The 19,084-nt window shown below is 31.7% G+C and carries 18 protein-coding genes; 11 read left to right on the top strand and 7 right to left on the bottom strand.

The window, feature by feature from the left end:
* The first annotated feature begins 57 nt into the window (after positions 1-57).
* The 4 genes from recF to H526_RS32030 all read left to right on the top strand — a co-directional run bounded on the left by recF (position 58) and on the right by H526_RS32030 (position 2,150).
* Positions 58-1,143: a DNA replication/repair protein RecF gene (gene recF / locus H526_RS0126095; protein WP_027395638.1), complete on the top strand. Its 1,086-nt coding sequence runs from the start codon at positions 58-60 to the stop codon at positions 1,141-1,143.
* Between the two features lie 20 nt (positions 1,144-1,163).
* A complete protein-coding gene (locus H526_RS0126090; protein ID WP_027395637.1) occupies positions 1,164-1,577 on the top strand; it encodes a lipocalin-like domain-containing protein in 414 nt (137 codons plus the stop codon).
* Positions 1,578-1,874, top strand: a complete 297-nt coding sequence (locus tag H526_RS0126085; protein ID WP_027395636.1) for a DciA family protein — start codon at positions 1,578-1,580, stop codon at positions 1,872-1,874.
* A gap of 120 nt (positions 1,875-1,994) precedes the next feature.
* Positions 1,995-2,150: a hypothetical protein gene (locus H526_RS32030; protein WP_155839791.1), complete on the top strand. Its 156-nt coding sequence runs from the start codon at positions 1,995-1,997 to the stop codon at positions 2,148-2,150.
* A gap of 78 nt (positions 2,151-2,228) precedes the next feature.
* Here H526_RS32030 and H526_RS0126075 read toward each other — a convergent pair whose 3' ends face one another.
* The 4 genes from H526_RS0126075 to H526_RS0126060 form a co-directional block, all read right to left on the bottom strand.
* Positions 2,229-2,621 (bottom strand): acyl-CoA thioesterase, encoded by a 393-nt coding sequence (locus H526_RS0126075; protein WP_027395635.1) that lies wholly within the window; start codon positions 2,619-2,621, stop codon positions 2,229-2,231.
* Positions 2,622-2,795: 174 nt separating this feature from the next.
* Complete coding sequence (locus H526_RS0126070) at positions 2,796-4,259, bottom strand: hypothetical protein (RefSeq protein WP_155839790.1); 1,464 nt, start codon at positions 4,257-4,259, stop codon at positions 2,796-2,798.
* Positions 4,260-4,442: 183 nt separating this feature from the next.
* Positions 4,443-5,876 (bottom strand): hypothetical protein, encoded by a 1,434-nt coding sequence (locus H526_RS0126065; protein ID WP_027395633.1) that lies wholly within the window; start codon positions 5,874-5,876, stop codon positions 4,443-4,445.
* Between the two features lie 217 nt (positions 5,877-6,093).
* Positions 6,094-7,536, bottom strand: a complete 1,443-nt coding sequence (locus H526_RS0126060) for a hypothetical protein (protein ID WP_027395632.1) — start codon at positions 7,534-7,536, stop codon at positions 6,094-6,096.
* Positions 7,537-7,709: 173 nt separating this feature from the next.
* On the opposite strand from H526_RS0126060, the gene H526_RS0126055 reads away from it, so the two are divergent.
* From H526_RS0126055 to H526_RS0126045, 3 genes are all read left to right on the top strand, one after another.
* Complete coding sequence (locus tag H526_RS0126055) at positions 7,710-8,231, top strand: RNA polymerase sigma factor (RefSeq protein ID WP_027395631.1); 522 nt, start codon at positions 7,710-7,712, stop codon at positions 8,229-8,231.
* A 107-nt stretch (positions 8,232-8,338) separates the two neighbouring features.
* A complete protein-coding gene (locus H526_RS30265) occupies positions 8,339-9,253 on the top strand; it encodes a FecR family protein (RefSeq protein WP_051336365.1) in 915 nt (304 codons plus the stop codon).
* A gap of 4 nt (positions 9,254-9,257) precedes the next feature.
* Positions 9,258-11,807, top strand: coding sequence for a TonB-dependent receptor domain-containing protein (locus H526_RS0126045; protein WP_081415707.1), 2,550 nt, complete (start codon positions 9,258-9,260; stop codon positions 11,805-11,807).
* Positions 11,808-11,907: 100 nt separating this feature from the next.
* On the opposite strand, the gene H526_RS0126040 is transcribed toward H526_RS0126045, so the two are convergent.
* The gene (locus H526_RS0126040) at positions 11,908-12,327 is read right to left on the bottom strand and encodes a nucleoside-diphosphate kinase (RefSeq protein WP_027395629.1); all 420 of its coding nucleotides are present in this window, start codon (positions 12,325-12,327) and stop codon (positions 11,908-11,910) included.
* Between the two features lie 171 nt (positions 12,328-12,498).
* Entirely contained in the window at positions 12,499-13,530 is a 1,032-nt protein-coding gene (locus tag H526_RS0126035) for an alkaline phosphatase D family protein (RefSeq protein ID WP_027395628.1), read from the bottom strand.
* 80 nt (positions 13,531-13,610) lie between these two features.
* On the opposite strand from H526_RS0126035, the gene H526_RS0126030 reads away from it, so the two are divergent.
* From H526_RS0126030 to H526_RS0126020, 3 genes are read left to right on the top strand one after another with little or no spacing between them, the layout of a single operon-like run.
* Positions 13,611-14,627: a DHH family phosphoesterase gene (locus H526_RS0126030; RefSeq protein ID WP_027395627.1), complete on the top strand. Its 1,017-nt coding sequence runs from the start codon at positions 13,611-13,613 to the stop codon at positions 14,625-14,627.
* Positions 14,624-15,175: a gliding motility-associated peptidyl-prolyl isomerase GldI gene (gene gldI, locus H526_RS0126025; RefSeq protein ID WP_027395626.1), complete on the top strand. Its 552-nt coding sequence runs from the start codon at positions 14,624-14,626 to the stop codon at positions 15,173-15,175. Before H526_RS0126030 ends, gldI begins: the two co-directional genes overlap by 4 nt.
* Positions 15,176-15,190: 15 nt before the next feature.
* Entirely contained in the window at positions 15,191-16,339 is a 1,149-nt protein-coding gene (locus H526_RS0126020; RefSeq protein WP_027395625.1) for a peptidylprolyl isomerase, read from the top strand.
* 77 nt (positions 16,340-16,416) lie between these two features.
* Here the strand turns inward: H526_RS0126020 and H526_RS0126015 are convergent, their stop codons facing one another.
* Entirely contained in the window at positions 16,417-17,877 is a 1,461-nt protein-coding gene (locus H526_RS0126015; RefSeq protein WP_027395624.1) for an aminoacyl-histidine dipeptidase, read from the bottom strand.
* Positions 17,878-17,973: 96 nt separating this feature from the next.
* Here H526_RS0126015 and H526_RS0126010 point away from each other — a divergent pair, with 96 nt between their 5' ends.
* Positions 17,974-19,038, top strand: a complete 1,065-nt coding sequence (locus H526_RS0126010) for a DUF3810 domain-containing protein (protein ID WP_027395623.1) — start codon at positions 17,974-17,976, stop codon at positions 19,036-19,038.
* The last annotated feature ends 46 nt before the right edge of the window (positions 19,039-19,084 follow it).

Genomic DNA, 19,084 nt, shown 5'->3' with positions numbered 1-19,084 from the left:
TGCACTTCTTATTTGAGAATTTCTAAAAAGTCGCTACTTGCTGACGATCAGTAATTTATGATTCTAAAATCACTTTCTTTAATCAATTACAAAAATTTTGAATCGGAGAATTTCGATTTTGATGTTAAGATTAATTGCCTTGTTGGACACAATGGAGTAGGAAAAACTAATATTCTGGATGCTATCTATCATTTATCTTTTGGAAAAAGTTATTTTAATCCTATTACCGGTCAAAATATTAAACATGGTACTGATTTTTTCGTGGTAGAAGGACGCTATGAAAAATCTGATCGTGAAGAAAAAGTAATTGTAAGTGCTAAACGCGGACAGAAGAAAGTAATTAAACGAAATGGTAAGGCGTATGATACTTTTAGTGAACATATAGGTTTTCTTCCTCTAGTGATTATTTCTCCAGCCGATAGAGATCTTATAACCGATGGGAGTGATACTCGTCGTAAGTTTATAGATGGTGTGATTTCTCAGAGTGATACAGCATATCTATCCACATTATTAAAATATTCTAAAGTAGTTTCTCAACGAAATTCACTTTTGAAGTATTTTGCTGCTAATAACACCTTTGACCCTACTACTTTAGAAATATACAATCAACAATTAAATGAACTTGGTAATTCCATATTTCAAAAAAGAACTGCTTTTCTTGAAACATTCATCCCAATATTCATAGAACGTTATGAGGCTATTAGCTCAGGTAAAGAATCCGTGTCATTACGTTATCAAAGTAAATTATCTGAAAATAATCTATTAACATTATTGGAACAAAACCTCTCAAAAGATAGAATGTTACAATATACAAGTGTTGGTGTTCATAAAGATGACCTATCTTTTGAAATTGAAGGATATCCTATAAAAAAATTTGGAAGTCAGGGGCAACAAAAATCATTTTTAATTGCTTTAAAACTGGCACAATTTGATTTTATTAAAAAACAAAGTAAGGTAAATCCTTTATTACTATTAGATGATATTTTTGATAAGTTAGATGAAAAACGTGTAGAACATATTATACAACTAGTAGATGATCAAAACTTTGGACAACTTTTTATTAGTGATACGCACGCTGATCGAACGGAAAGTGTTATAAAAAAGATATCACAATCCTATAAGATTATTAAACTAGATTCCTAATTAAATAAAAAACGATCTTTATGCTAAAAAATGGTCTATTCATATTCATCCTTATAATAACTTCTTGTTCCAAACCTAATCCCGAAACGTTTATAAAACATATCTCAGGTTATTGGGAAATAGAAAAGGTAATTACATATGACGGCATCGAAAAACAATATAATTTTAATCAAAGTATTGATTATTTCGAAGTGAAAGATAAAAAAGGGATTCGTAAAAAAGTACAACCTCAATTAGATGGTAATTTTATAACTACGAAAGACAGAGAATTTTTTACATTGGAGATAGAGAATGATAGTCTAAGGATATATTACACGACTCCATTATCAAAATGGAAAGAAACACTTGTCTCTGCAAAAGAAAACCAATTAATTATAAAGAATGAAGCTGGAAATCTATACTTTTACAAACCATATAAAAAGCTTGAATTATAAATGGCAAAAAGGCAAAATGATCACCTAAGTATTAGTGATGTGCTCAAAGAATTCGTAAATGAAAACAAACTCCAGAAAGGGCTGGATAAAGTAGAAGTGCGTGATGTTTGGGAACAAATCATGGGACCTGCCATAAACAAATACACAAGAAATATCAAACTTGATCGTGAAACCTTATATATAGAACTTACCTCTTCTGTTCTTAGAGAAGAATTAAGCTACGGTAAAGAAAAGATTATTACCAATCTAAATGAAGCTTTAGGACGCTCACTCATTAAAAAGATTGTTCTTAGATAGCGAACACTACTTTCGTGCAAATCTTTTGTTAAAATACTACTTTTTCCCTCCTTTTACCTAGTAACATATTCTTCTTTAATGTTATTAATACTTAGTATAAATCATTCAAATCATTTCATTATGTTAAAAGACATGCTAAATTTAGAAGGAATTACATTATTAAAAAAAGATCAGAAAAAAGTGATTAGTGGAGGTATTAATTATGAAAACTGCGATAAACCAGAAACTTGGTTTTATGATATGTCTTCTGAATGTGAAGCTTATTATGGTAATTAATTAAACAACTAAAAAACAGAAGTTATCTAAGAAAGGTAACTTCTGTTTAGTCAAATTACATCCTAATACTAAAAAGGATTAGTTTTGAGCTAGCCTATCTCTTACAAATTCTATTTTGGTCTTACCGTGCGGTGTAGGTTTACCACTCTCGTTAAGATTAACCATCGTAATCTTTTCAACTTTAATGATTGTTTTACGAGTTAACTTATTCCTAACCTCGCAAGTCAGTACTAAGGATGAACTTCCAAATTTAACAACATCCATTCCTATCTCTACAATATCACCTTGTACTGCAGAACTCACAAAATTAATTTCAGACATAAACTTGGTAACAACTTTCTTACTTTCTAACTGAATAACTGCATATAGTGCTGCTTCTTCGTCAATCCATTCCAACAATCTCCCTCCAAATAATGTCTCATTAGGATTTAAATCTCCAGGTTTTACAATCTTCCTAGTGTGATATCTCATATTCCTTTACTTTATTACAAAGTTACTGAAACACCGGGTGTTTTCTATAAATTTAGCACTTACACGGAAAGAATTATCTAATCCAAAAAATCACCAAAGGATTACTACCAAATTGAAAAAATAGAATATAAAATATTATTACTTATGCACTTTTGAATCTTTAAAAAATGCGATTTACTCGATCACTAACTGTTCACAAAATTCAGTTCCATCTGGACAAGTATCAGTTGTGGTCCTAATACAGATCTCATATGATCCAGGATCGAATTGAAAAAAGAATATATTATCTCCACTTTGTCCACCATCTTGTTCTATAACATCCCCATCTATTTCCCATTGATATGTTATTGTGTCAATATTTCCAAATTCTGCAGTAAAATTATAGCTTGTTGTATTTCCTTCTTGTTCTAAAGTGAAAAATAAATTAGGACAGATTGGTTCTACAGTTATTTCTTTACAATACTCAGTTCCATTAGGACAAGAAGGAGTTTCTGTTCTTATACACACCTCACGTACTCCAGGTGATAAATTAGAAGACAATATATTATCTCCATTAGCTCCTCCATCTTCTTCTATAAGCTGGTCATCTATATACCATTGATAACCTAATTCTTCTATCCCAGAAAAACTTGATGTAAAAGTATACGCTAGTGTTCCTTGTTCTTGTTCAAAATCAAAAAATAATTCTGGACAAACCTCAGCAACATCGATCTGCTTACAAAACTCTATTCCTTCTGGACAATTAGGAGTTTCTGCTTTTATACAAACCTCATAAGTTCCAGATGATCCAAAATCACGCATCAATAAATTATCGCCTTGATTATTTGGGCCATCACTCTCAATAAATTGGCCATCTACAAACCAATCATACGTTCCTACTACTTCTATATCCGGAAAATCAGCAGTAAATTGATATCCCAAATTAAATTGGTCTGTTAACTCGAAGGAAAAACTAAGGTTTGGACATCTACTTTCACAAGATTCTATTAGTCTATAGAACCCAAAATACGTCTCTATTTCAGTACTTTCAAAATTTGGCGACACTAATACATTTAATGGAAATTTAAAACTAGGCTGATAAGCTATTCCTTGCTCTTGATAAAAAGTCTGAAATGCATCATCCGTTGTAATTTCAGTTTCTTCTCCAGCATTATTAAATAAAGTTACCGGATAATCAAACGTAAAGCATCCATCAAAAAATTGATCAAAATCATCTCTGATTGTGTCAAACTCACATTCACTTAAAACATTTAATAAAGCTATTTCATTTATAATGGATATAGTGACATCTGTATTCTTAAAAATTATATTAATCGGAAATTCTAATCCAGTAACATTAAAATTAGCACCTTGACTTGAAATGACATCTACTAATCCATCATAACTCTCTACTCTAATAGTAGAATCCGTATTATAACCAAGTGTAATCGGATATACAAACCTAAAGCACTGCTCGTTCTCTGTAGGGAAATTAGCGACACTATCAAAATTATTAAGAACCGTAACCAAAGCGGCACTTGATATTACATTACCGGTGTTTTCTTCAGGAAGAAACGAATCATCATTTACACAACTACTAAAGAATGAAATCATTATTAGCAATGCATATAATCGTATATAAGTATTGAAATTCTTCAAAATAATTTGCATTTATATAAGTAAAACGTCTGAAAATCAGTCTACCCTACCCTTAATTAAAATAAATTATTCGTTTATTTTAGGTTACAATCTAACATATCTTATGCGTATAAACAAAATTCCCTGAAAGAATGACAATGCTTCCAGGGAATCAACCTAATTAATCTAACCTAACTAACTGTACTATTCTATGACTAATGTTTTACAAAATGTTACACCATTTGGACAATCCGGTGTTTCTGCTATAATACAGATCTCATATGTTCCGGTTCCAAATTGATAGTATAGATAATTATCTCTATCATTACTGTTCATTGTTTCAGAATCTACGACATCACCATTGATCAACCATTCGTAGCTAACATTACTCATTCCTTCGAATTCTGCCCAAAAATTATATCCTGGAGTATTGCCTTCTTGTTCAATACTAAAAAATAAATCAGGGCAATCATTTCCTGATCCTTCTATTTCAATTACTTTACAAAATGTTACTCCTTCTGGACATTCTGGAGTTTCTACAGAAAGACACACCTCAAAACTACCTGTACCAAATTGATAATAAAAAGGATCGTTATGACCAGAACTTGCTCCTACATAATCCCCATTAACGGACCATTCTAGTGTTACATCGTCGATACCATCAAAAGCGTTTGGGTAAAAGTAATATGCTGGATTATCTCCATCTTGTTCTGCTTCAAAGAACAATTCTGGACAAACACTAGTATCACCTTCTATTTCAATAATTTTACAATAAGAAGTTCCTTCTGGACATTCTGGAGTTTCTGTTTTTAAACATACTTCATATCTTCCTGGAGCAAATTGATAATAGAATCTATTGTTATCTCCATTATTTGAATCTTCTACAAACTCTCCATCAATATACCATCCTAACCATTCTACTTGATCAGCTCCTTCAAACTCTACTTGAAAATAATATGCTGGATTATCTCCATCTTGTTCTGCAATAAAAAATAACTCAGGACATTCTTCGTCTATATCTGTCTCTTCTATTTCAATAGTCTTGCAATAAGAAGTTCCATTAGGACAATCTGGAGTTTCTGTTTTAATACATACTTCATAACTACCAGGTTCATTAAATTCCCAAAATAAATAGTTATCATCATTCTGATTATCATTATCCACCACTTCTCCATTGATAAACCACTCATAACGAACATCTTCAATCCCTGGGAAATCTGCAATAAACTTATACTTATTTGGTCTTTCGTACTGTCTTGCTTCAAAAAACAAATCCGGACAAGGATCAGTTTCATCAACATCGACTTCAATTTCTTTACACACTTCTATAGGACAAGTATCGCTTGCTACTTTTACGCAAACAGTATATGTTCCTTCTTCAAACTGATATTCAAAAATCTGATTTGCTATATCGCTTAAGTTACCAGTATCTATTTCTTCACCATCAATAGACCAAGTAAGTCTTACATCTTCGATACCATCAAATTGAGCTGCAAATCGATAAACTGCGCTTCCAGAAACATTGTCTACATTAATAGTAACATCTGGACAATTTTCTAATTCTTCAATCTCTTCACAAGAAATAATTCCTAACAGTAATGCAAAAATCATTACATACCAAATACTAAGTTTTTTCATCATTATAATTTTTAGGGGTTGTCAATAATTAATTGTTTAGAACCTTTTTTATCAGCCCTACAATTATGAAACGCAGCTAAAAAAGAATACCCTACCCCTTCCTTCAAAAAAAATGTTAAAAGTCATTTTTAGAATAAAAAAATGAGGTTGTATATCAATACAACCTCATTCTTTAAAATTATGAACTATGATCTATTAAGAACATTTATTATTCATATTACAATCCTTGAAAATCAACTTCGATACACTCTTGTAGTGCTCCACATTCAGTTGACTCCGCCTTATAGCAAATCTCATACTTTCCTGCTTGACTAAGGTGATTTTTTAATATGATAAAATGTCCTGTTGTAGTTGTAGGATTAATTTGAGTTCCATCAATTTCCCACACTACAGAATTACCCTCTAATCCAAATAGAATAACTCCATTAGCATTTACAAATTCAGCTCCATTTGTTGCTATATATTCCAGCTTAAATACTGAACAATCTACTGGCTGTGGTTCTGGAATTACTACATCTCTACAAAATTCTGTGCCATTAGGACATTCGTTAGTTTCTGCTTTGATACAAACTGTATAAGTTCCAGGATTATACGATGATAAATCAAGTTTATTATCTCTATCCTGACTCTGTAAACTTTCGGTTTCTACCAATACTCCGTCCACAAACCATTCATACACGTCCAATTGGTCTATTCCAGAAAAATTAGCAAACATTAATGTTCCCTCTTCAATGAATGATAAATCTGGACAGTCATCACCACTATTATTATCATCTGTTACCTGAGCTGATACGCAAGCTTCGATTCCTTGAGAGCAATCATTAGAATTAAATTTCACACAAACTTCATAAGAACCTGGATTGTAATCACTAAGATCTAATGTTACAACTCCACCTTGAATCTGTAACTCATCTGATCCAATAAGTTGATTGTTTACATACCATTTAAATAAATCGATATTATCGGTACCATTAATAGTAGCAATAACGATACCTCCTTCTGAGCTAACCGAAAGATCTGGACAAGAATCCTGTCCGTCACCATCTATAGTTATTTCTTCGCAATATTCTGTACTAGTACAAGTAGGACTTTCTGAAATTAAACAGACAGTGTATGTCCCTTCTTCTAAATTAGCAAGTGAGAATTTATTATCTCCTTGGTTATCGGTTCCTTCATTTTCTATGATAGTTTCATTACCCAGAGTTTCCCCTGAAATCTGCCAAGCATAAAATTCTAATGTATCGATACCTTCAAAATCTGCAATTAGATATTCTCCATCTCTGGTAAACTTTAGTTCTGGGCAACCTTCCATGTCTTCTCCAACAACTATTTCTTTACAAAATTCTACTCCATTAGGACAATCTGGAGTCTCTGCCTTTATACAAACAGTATAAGTTCCAGGATTATATTCCGAAATATCTAATATATTATCACGTTGATTTTCTAAACTTTCGGTTTCTACCAATTCATCGTTTACAAACCACTCGTAAACATCCAAACTGTTTATTTCTTCAAAATTTGCAATTAATTTCCCACCATCTCTTTCAAAAGATAATTCAGGACAATCGGTGGTTGAATCACCATCATCAGTTTCTTCACAAGAAGTAAATGTTAGCACAAGCCCTAGCATAAGTAGGCCAAGAATTTTAAGATTTTTCATTTTAATTTTTTAATTAAAGATTAAGTAAAACTCAATTGAGATATTCTGTGTGTTATAACACTAGTAAAACGCTAATCAATCATCCTACCCCACCCCAGCTTTTATTTTTTTTATGATTTATTTTTTTTGGTATCAGAAAAAAATCTAGTTTTGGCACTAAATAAATCCCCCAAATGTCTGATAGTAAAAACACTACTTGTGACGAACAAGTCTTTAATGAATTTTTCAAAAGTCATGCTAAACTTTTGAGGAATTATCTATACTATAAGTTTGGAGATCTTGATCAAGCAGAAGATATCGTACAAGATTCTTTTATTAAACTATGGAATAATTGTGCAAAGGTTTCTTTAGACAAAGCAAAAAGTTACGTCTATACGATTGCTACTAATTTGGGAATTAGTAATGCTAGACATCAACAGGTAAAGTTTAAACATCAAAATTATATTACAAAAAGAAAAAGTGATGTGACTAATGAATCTCCAGAATTTGTTATGCTCGAAAAAGAATATATGGAGAAATTAAAAAATGCTATAGCTGATTTACCTGACAGGCAACGAGAAGTTTTTTTACTTAGTAGAATCGATAAAAAAACATATAGAGAAATTGCTGAATTATCTAATGTATCAGTAAAGGCAATTGAAAAATTAATGCATAAGGCATTGGTAACACTAAGAAAAAAAATTGGAAATATTTGATTTATAATTGTTTTCTGGTAGTAAACCACTAGATCGTTTTGAAAAAAAATAAATATAGGGGTAGGGTTATTAGATAATAAAACGTTTCTATTATATACAGACAAGTTATGTTGGACGATAAAAAAGATGATATATTCTTATCCAGATGGATTAATGGAGAGCTTTCTCCAGAGGAACTTCGTGAGTTTCAATCTCATCCGGAATATGATCATTACGCTAAGATTATGGCTGGTGCAGACACTCTGGAATTAATACCGTATGATTTAGATACCGCATTAAATAATATTAAATCTAACAAACAAACTTCTTTAAAGCAGCATAAGAAACCTGTTATTAAACTATGGCCAGCTATGGCTGTTGCAGCCTCAATTGCTATACTATTTGGTTTTTTCTTTTTTAAATCAAGCAACTCTTTTACCACTTCATATGGAGAACAATTAGCTGTTACATTACCAGATGGTTCGGAAATGATATTGAATGCGAAATCAGAAGCTACTTTTAACAAAAATGATTGGGAAAACAATAGAATAATATCCTTAGAAGGAGAAGCGTATTTTAAAGTAAAAAAAGGAAGCAAATTTACGGTTACTACCACAAATGGAGATGTTACCGTACTTGGTACAGAATTTAACGTACAATCGCTACCTTCTTATTTCGAAGCGGTATGCTATGAAGGTAAAGTTAATGTTACTCGAGGAGATGAAAACACTATACTTACAGCGGGGAAAGGTTATAGAAAAATTGCTAAAATCGCTTCTGAGAACTGGGTGTTAGAAGCTTTAGAACCTTCTTGGATTAGTAATACCAGTTCATTTAAAAGTGTACCATTAAAATATGTATTTATAGAATTGGAAGATCAGTATAATATCTCTATCGATACGAATGGAATTGACACCAAAACAATCTATACAGGAACTTTTCCTAATAATGATATAGAAGTTGCTCTTAAAACAGTTTTTAGTACCTTAGGTTTACAATACAAATTATTGCAAGACCAAAAAACAGTGGTATTAGATAAATAAGAGAATGACAAGATTTTTATGTGTTTGCATACTTTTCTGGGGAATGTCTGTTTTTTCGCAAGAAGAAACAACTATTATCAGTGCAAAAAATGAAGCGCTATCCCAAATAATCCCTTCTATCGAAAAACAATTTAAAATCAAATTTTCTTATATAGATGCTACGATTATAAATAAACCAATTTCTTTACAGACAAGTGTAAAAACTACTTTAGAAGAAGTAATTGATTTACTGCAAAAACAAACGCAGCTAAAATTTGAAATTACTGGAAAAAATTTCATCACCATTAGAAAATATTCTAAAACAGATACTATTTCAATTTGTGGTTATATTTATAATGAAAGTAATGAACCTTTAGAGAGAATAAGAGTATTCTTTAAAGGGTCTAGAACAAATACTACTACTAATGATCAAGGTTATTTTGAAAACCAAGAAGTACCCTTTAATACTCCTATTCTAATAAGTGCACCAGGATTTAGACAAAAAGTTTTAAACTCATCCGAATTTACCAATACCAAATGTACCAATATATACTTAATTAATGCTATTGAAACCCTTGATGAAGTTGTTATACAAGAGTATCTTACCAAGGGAATTACTCAAAATAAGCGTGTAGTTAATATAAATCTAGAAGATATAGAAATACTTCCTGGTCTTACGGAGCCAGATATTTTACAAAGTATTCAATTAACTCCTGGTGTCAACAGCCCTTTCGAAACAGCATCAGGGTTATATGTTAGAGGTAGTGCTCCTAATCAAAACTTAGTACTCTGGAATGGTATTAAAACATATCATCAAGGACATCTTTTTGGCATGATATCAGCTTTTAACCCCTATGTGGTAAAAGAAGTAGATTTTTCTAAAAGTGGAGTAAGCGCTCAATATGGAGATCGGATTTCTGGAATAATCGATATCAAGACTGAAGATAAAATTGCTAATCGGTTTTCTGGAGGAGCCGGTTTTAATTTGATTAATGCAGACGCAGTTATTCATACTCCAATTATCAAAGACAAGGTCTCATTACAAATATCTGGTAGAAGATCATACACCGATATTCTAGAAACTTTTACATATAAACAGTTTGCTGATCGAGTTTTTCAAAATACTACAATTGCAGAAACTATCGAACTTAATAATGCAAAAAATGATTTTTTCTATGAAGACTATAATGCCAACCTAATCGCGAAAATTTCTGATTTTGATAAAATAGAAGCCAATGCGCTTTACAGTAAAAATGATCTTGATTTTAAACGAAGTGATAACCTAATGTCTTTTAATGATAATTTAATTACGGAGAATGAAGGATATAACCTTAGCTGGAAACATCAATCGAATAATGGCTTTAACCTTAAAACCAGTGGATATTATACGAGGTATCTATTAAATTATCAATTTATTACAGGTGAGTCTGGAAACATTATAGAAACAGAAAGTAAGAAGAACAGTGTAAAAGACTTAGGAGCTGCTATTGATGTAACATATTCTTTATCTCAATATCATACAATTTTAGGCGGGTATCAATTCTCTAATAACACTATTAAATATGCATTTGTTACAACAACACCAACATATGAATTGATTCTGGATCAAGACAATCGCCTTCTTAATACACACTCCATATACGGTGAGTATAAATATGAAATACCAAAAAACTTATACCTTTCTATGGGCGTAAGATTTAATAATTATGCAGAACTGAATCAATCATTTATAGAACCTAGAATCTTTATACAAAAAAACCTCTCTAAATCTTGGGAAATTAATGCTACAGGAGAATACAGAAGTCAAGCTGTTAGCCAAATAAGAGAATCCGTGGTAAGTGATCTATCTCTAGAGAATCAGGTTTGGACCTTATCCAACAAAGAGCAATTTCCTGTAATAACCAGCTACCAATTTACTTTGGGAAGTAGCTTTAAAAAACACAAATGGTATTTTGACATAGATACTTATTACAAGCAGATAGATGATATAACTTCCCTAACCGCAGGATTTATAAACCCAATTGATAACACCTATCACACCGGTGAAAGTAGAGTTTATGGAGTTGATCTTTTCCTAAAGAAACGATTTAACAATTATAAAACCTGGGTGAGTTACTCCTACATTAACACTAAAAACAAATTTGAAGACATTAATAACAATCAATCTTTTCCTGGTAATTGGAACATAGAACATACTGTTAAATGGTCTCACTTTTATAAAGTTAATAACTTTCAATTCTCATTAGGCTGGTTATGGCATACTGGTAAAGCGTTTACTAATGTAGATGGCGTAGACGAAAATGGAAATTTGGTAGTACTGGATTTTGGAGAAATCAATGGAAATAACTTGCCAATATACCATCGTCTTGATTTTTCTGCAATATATGATTTTAAAATTGGTGCTAATCCTAATACTAAATATCGATTAGGACTTTCTGTATTGAATCTATATGATAGAGAAAACCTTCTAAATCGAGAATTTAGAACAACCAACTCTTTAGACAATCGATTTATAAACTCTGATATTGTAGCATTGGGCATTACTCCTAATATTAGTTTTAGGATTTTTTGGTAACCTCTTATTCCTGAAAAAAGAATATAAATAAGTTTATTTTACAAAAAAAGAGGTGTTGAATTCAACACCTCTTTTTTAAACATTATATAATGTAATTTTCTTAGAATTGCTCTCTTCCTGAAAAATGGAAAGCTCCTTCTATAGCAGCATTATCATCACTATCACTTCCGTGTACAGCATTTTCGCTAATAGAAGTAGCAAATTTCTTACGGATAGTTCCTTCAGCAGCTTCTTCTGGATTCGTAGCTCCAATTAAAGTTCTAAAATCTTCAACAGCATTCTCTTTTTCAAGAATTGCTGCTACTATTGGACCACTAGTCATATATTCTACTAACTCTCCATAAAAAGGACGCTCACTATGCACCGCATAAAAAGCTTTAGCATCATCAGTAGTTAACTGTGTTAATTTCATTGCTACAATTCTAAAACCTGAAGCAGTTATCTGTTCAAGGATTGCACCGATGTATCCTTTTCTTACCGCATCCGGCTTAAGCATTGTAAAAGTTCTATTTGTTGCCATTTTTAAAGTTTGGTTTTTATCCTATCTCCTAGTTAAGGAAATTGATTTTTAATTATCTTTTTGACTATTAATGTCAAATGCAAAATTTTGTGCAAAAGTATATATAAAAGCATCAAAAACAATAAAAATCCTAAGAAAGTACTGTCTTTTATAAAATCGAATTTAATTATTCTATTTTTTTAAATACTCTTGTTTTATTTCTTGTAGTAAGGCGTTACTAGTTCCTCGCATTTGCATGGTTACTAATTTCCTGTCAAAATCAAATTTTAAGATACCAAAACTTGGAATAGCAATCACTTTTCCAGTTCTATATTGATTAGGTTCTCCACTATATTTAGAATATGCATGCGTTAACCCGCTAGAAGTAAAATCAATTAAAGGGTAAGGAATAGTAGATATATTCTTTTTTGAAAATTCTGAAATATGACGATCACCACTTAAGATCACACAATTCTTAGCCTCTGTTTTTGATATTAATTCTTCTAATTTTAATACTTCATTCGGAAAATTAGCCCAACTTTCCCATCCGTGTTCTCCGGATAAAAACTGAATACTACTAACAAGGACATTAAAATCTGCTTGACTAGATTTTAATTCTTTCTCTAACCATATCCATTGCTTTTTACCCAGTATTGTTCTCTTCAGGTTATCATTAGGTACATAACGTTTTTTTCCTGTAATATCTTTACGAAGTGAATCTCTAAAATATCGAGTATCTAATATCATCACCTTAATGCCACCTTTAGAAGTTTCAAAAAAATGAGATGCATATATCCCTTCCTGCTGTCTTCTTTTATGATCTTTATCTACGCCCATAAAATCAAGAAATAATTGTTGACTTTCTTTTTTCTTATGCCATTCTGCACCTACATCATTTTTGCCATAATCGTGATCATCCCAGGTGGCCATTATGGGAACTTTACTTTTTAATTTTTGATATCCCAAATTATTATTCTGAATTTTATAATCATCAGCAATTTTAGACATATCATCAGAATCACCATAAATATTATCTCCTCCCCAAATAAAAACATCGGGTCCGTTCTTTAGAATTTCTTCCCAAAATGGTTGAGGACTATTTTGTTTATTGCAACTTCCAAAAGCTATTGTAAAATCAGTATTTCCTTTTTGAGAAATTTCTTGAGCAGAGACAAAATTTAAGATACATAGTATAAAAAAGAAAATAGATACTGGGGTTTTCATTTTTCGAAACAATTAGATATTGGTAAAAGTAATCATTCCAGTATTACCATATTATTAATTAATAGTATCTTCGCTGACCTATGAATACAAGTGAGTTTAAAGAAATAAAAGTGCTTTTAAGCACTCAAAAAAACATTGTAATTATTCCTCATAAAAATCCGGATGGTGATGCTATAGGATCTACTCTAGCCCTACATCATTATTTATCAAGTTTAGGACATACATCTACAGTTATAACGCCTAATGATTATCCAAGTTTTCTAAAATGGATTCCAGGTGAATCTTCTATCATTAAATATGATAGTGATACCGAATTAGCAGTTAAAAAAATTAGAGAAGCAGATATAATTTTCACATTAGATTTTAATCATTTTTCCAGAACTGGAAATATGGAAAGCGTGTTAGAGCATACAAACACCACTTTCATTATGATTGATCATCATCAACAACCTGATAATTATGCTACCTATACCTATAGTGATGTCGACATGAGTTCAACTTGTCAGATGATTTATCATTTTATTGAAAATCTAGATGATTTGGATAAAATCACAGCAGATATAGCTACTTGTATATATGTTGGTATTATGACAGATACAGGTTCGTTTAGATTTCGATCCACGACAAATATTACGCATAAAGTGATCGCTGACCTAATTGAACGTGGAGCTAACAACACTGCTATTCACGAAAATATTTATGACAACAACACCTATTCTAGATTACAATTACAAGGTGTAGCACTTAAAAACTTAAAAGTACTTCCAGAATACAATACTGCTTACATCACATTGTCTCAAAAAGAATTGGATGATCATAATTTCAAAAAAGGTGATACCGAAGGATTTGTTAATATGGGATTATCTGTAGAAGGAATTGTTTTTGCACTCATTTTTATAGAAAACAAAGGCGAAAATATTATAAAAATATCACTACGCTCTAAAGGTGAATTTTCGGTGAATGAATTTTCTAGAAATCACTTCGAAGGAGGAGGACATCATAATGCTGCTGGAGGAAAAAGTAATCTTTCTCTAGGCGAAACTGTTGAAAAATTTATTAGTATCTTACCGTCTTATAAAAATGCCCTGAATTCATGAGATATTTTCTCCTATTAATAAGTTTCCTAACGCTATTTTTCTCTTGTAAAGCTCCAGAAGCAAGAAAACCTGTAAGTATTTCGTCAGGATCATTTATTAATGAATCTATTAATCGAAATAAAGAACTTAGCGCACGAGAAGAGGCTAGGATACAAAAAATAATACAGCAAGATTCTTCTAATAATTACATTACTTCTGAAGGGGGGTTTTGGTATTATTATGAAAAAAAAGACACTTTAACTTCTGGTACTGCCAAATTTGGTGATATTGTTAATTTCAATTATGACATCAAAGATCTTAACGGAGATACTATATATAGTGAAAAAGAGTTAGACACTGTAAACTACGCTATTGACCAAGAAGATCTATTTTTTGGTTTGAGAGAAGGATTAAAAATAATGAAAGAGGGAGAAATAGTAACATTTCTATTCCCTTCTTATCAAGCATACGGATATTATGGAGACAATCATAAGATTGGAACAAATATTCCGTTAATATCTAGAGTAAAACTCAATAAAATCACAAAACAATCAACAAAAAAAAATTAAATCTTAACTAAAAAAATGAAAAAATTAAGTCTTTTATTTTTAGCACTTATCACCCTTACATTTACTAATTGCGAGGAAAAGTACCCAGAACTTGGAGATGGAATCTATGCAGAAATCATTACCAATAAAGGAACTGCTATAGCTGAATTACATTACAAAGAAACTCCAATGACAGTGGCAAATTTTGTTTCTCTAGCAGAAGGAACGAACACTATGGTAGATAGTTTATATAAAGGAAAGAAGTATTACAACGGAATTATTTTCCATAGAGTTATCAAAGATTTTATGATCCAAACTGGTGATCCTCTAGGAACAGGAACAGGTGACCCTGGTTACAAATTTCCGGATGAAATCGTAGACTCATTAACGCATAAGTCTAAAGGTATTTTATCTATGGCTAACTCTGGTCCAGCTACCAACGGAAGTCAATTCTTTATTACATTAAAAGAAACTCCTTGGTTAAACGGTAAACATACTGTTTTTGGAGAAATCGTTTCTGGTCAGGATATCGTGGATAGTATTGGTGTCACTGAAACTAAACCTGGAGACAAACCTGTATCTGAAATAAGAATGGAACAAGTTAATATCATTCGTAAAGGAAAAGATGCTAAAGCATTTGATTCTAAAGCGGCTTTTGAAGATAAACTAAAGGCGCTAGAAGAAGAAAAATTAGAGAAAGAACGTATTGAAAAGGAAAGACAAGCTGAGATAGCTAAAAAGTTTCCTGCTATTGCTGCAGAATTCGCTGAATTAAGAAAAAAGGCGACTAAGTTAGAAAGTGGGTTAGAGATCCTATTTTTAGAACAAGGAAATGGAGAACAACCTAAGCAAAGTGATATGGTACAAGTAAACTATCAAGGATCCTTTACTGATGGAAAAATGTTTGACACAAACCTTGTAGAAAAAGCAAGAGAAATGGGACTTTTTGATCAGCGTCGTGCTGACCATCCAAAAGGATATGTTCCTTTAGAAATTCCTTATTCTCCAGAAGCTAAAATGATTCCTGGTTTTAAAGAAGGAGTTCAACAAATGAAAGTAGGAGATAAAGCTATTATCTTTGTCCCTCCTCATTTAGGATATGGAGAAAGAGGTAGAGCTCCAATTCCACCAAATACAGAAATGGTTTTCGAACTAGAATTAGTTGGGATCTTAGGAAAACAATAAACCTATCTATTAATAATATAAAAAAGGCATCTCAAGTTTTATTTGAGATGCCTTTTCTTTTAGTATAAATTAAAAAACTATTTATTAGGAATATTTTCTAGTATTTCTTTGACAAATCCCCAATACTTCTGAGCAGAGGAAATACTAGCTCTCTCATCTGGAGAATGTGCTCCTAAAATCGTAGGACCAAAAGATATCATATCCATATCTGGGTAATTCTGTCCCAGAATACCACATTCTAAACCGGCGTGGCAAGCGGCAATATGAGCTTTTTCTCCATTTATTTTTTGATACAAACTATCTAATACTTTTAATATTGCAGAATCCATATTTGGTGCCCAACCTGGATAATCGCCATCCGTTGTTACTTCGCATCCTATCAATTCAAAAGTAGCTCGTAACTTATTAACTAAATCTAATTTGGTAGAATCTACACTACTTCTAGTTAAGCATTCAATCTTAATATTTCCGTTGCCAATCGTTACTTTTGCTATATTATTAGATGTTTCCACTAAATCAGAGATCGATAAACTCATAACGTATACACCATTATGAGCGGCATATAAAGATTTTAAAACCCCCTCTTGAACACCCAATTCCATTACTTTACTCGGTAGTTCAACCTGCTTCAATTCTATTGATAGGCTTGGATCTACCAAAGAAAGTTCTTTTTTTACTGTAGAGATCAATTCCGAAGTTTCAAATTCAAAAGCTTCAGATTGTATCGTATCAACAACAACTGTTGCAAAACTCTCTCTAGGAATAGCATTTCGTAAACTCCCACCTTTAATCTCATGAATTCTAAGTCCAAAATTCTCAAAACCATCAAATAACAATCTATTCATTATTTTATTAGCATTACCTAAACCTTTATGAATATCCATTCCAGAATGGCCTCCATTAAGACCAGTCACAGAAATTTGATATGCTGTTTTACCTTCCGGCATATCTTCCTGACTGTAAGTCCTCTCTGCAGTTACATCTACACCACCTGCACATCCAACTCCAATTTCATCATCTTCTTCTGTATCTAAGTTAAGTAGAATATCTCCTTGTAACCAATTTGGTTTTAATCCCATTGCTCCGGTCATTCCAGTTTCTTCATCAATAGTAAACAATGCTTCGATTGCAGGATGTGATAATTCACTAGATTCTAGAATAGCCATAATAGTAGCTACACCTAATCCATTATCAGCTCCTAAAGTAGTTCCTTTAGCACGCACCCAATCACCATCTACATACATTTCTATTCCCTGAGTATCAAAATCAAAAACCGTATCAGCATTTTTTTGATGTACCATATCTAGATGAGATTGCATCACTACAGTCTTTCTATTCTCCATGCCAGAAGTAGCAGGTTTTCTTATCAAAACGTTCCCTACTTCATCTACTTCTACCGGTAACCCAAGAGACGTACCAAAATCTTTCATAAAAGCAATTACTCGCTCTTCTTTTTTAGAAGGCCTTGGTACAGCGTTCAAATCCGCAAATTTATTCCAAAGTTTCTTAGGCTCTAGGTTTCTTATTTCTGAATTCATATATGTATTGTGTTTTTGGCAAATGTACATTATGATAATCTTAATTCAAATCATATATTAAATGTTGTAGATTTACAATCTGATATATTTCATTACATGCAATCTAAAACAAAACTATACCTTACTTTTCTTTTACCAGTTCAGTTTATAATTATCAAAATTCTTTCTTTCTTTCCAGAATTTATAGATCGTTTTTATAGTAATGGAGTTTTTGTTTACACCTCTAAAGCCTTGCGATATGTATTTGGTTGGATTCCTTTTTCTTTTGGTGATATAGGGTATAGTATTTTAATTATTCTTTTGATTCGTTTTTTATTTAAGAAAGTATTTCGAAAAAAAGTTCAATGGAAAAAAATATTGTTAGATGTAGGTGCTACCATATCTATAGTATATGCCGCTTTTCATTTGTTATGGGGAATGAACTATTATAGATTACCAATGCACGAAATATTAGAAATTGAAGATCAATACAGTGAAGCTGAACTTTTAATGGTCTCTGAAAAACTTATTAAACGCGCTAATTCTATACATGAAAGTTTAGAATCCGATGACTCTCTATCAATAGTAATGCCTTATGACAAAGAGGAAATATTCGAAAAAACAATACCAGCCTACGAACAAATTAATGAAGTAATTCCTAATCTTCGATATTCTCCAAAAAGTATTAAAAAATCTTTACTGAGTATTCCCTTAACATATATGGGGTTTAGTGGATATTTAAATCCTATTACCAATGAAGCCCAAGTAAATGGATTAATTCTTAATTATAAAGCTCCGACCACTAGTTGCCATGAAGAAGCACACCAATTAGGATTTGCAAAAGAAAATGAAGCTAATTTTATCGCGGCTTTAACCACTATGAATTTTAATGATCCTTATTTCAACTATAGTGGAACCACTTTTGCTCTTAAATTCTGTCTTAATGACCTCTACCTTAGAGACGAGCAAAAAGCATTTTGCTTGATCGAAAAACTAAGACCCGGAATATTAAAAAATTACAAAGAAGTGAATGACTTTTGGATGAGTTATCAAAATCCACTAGAACCTATTTTTAAAAGTACATACGACAGCTATCTTAAGGCTAATAATCAACCAAAAGGTATGGAAACGTATAGCTATGTAGTTGCATTACTAGTAAACTATTATAAGGATAAGTTATAATGTATCTGTAATTGTAGAATTCAAAATTTCCTGTTCCTTGTTAAAA

The sequence above is a fragment of the Aquimarina latercula DSM 2041 genome (genome assembly GCF_000430645.1).
In the GTDB taxonomy this organism is placed as follows: Bacteria; Bacteroidota; Bacteroidia; order Flavobacteriales; family Flavobacteriaceae; genus Aquimarina; species Aquimarina latercula.
Note: the sequence above shows the minus strand (reverse complement) of the source record. Positions and strands in the feature narration are given on the sequence as shown.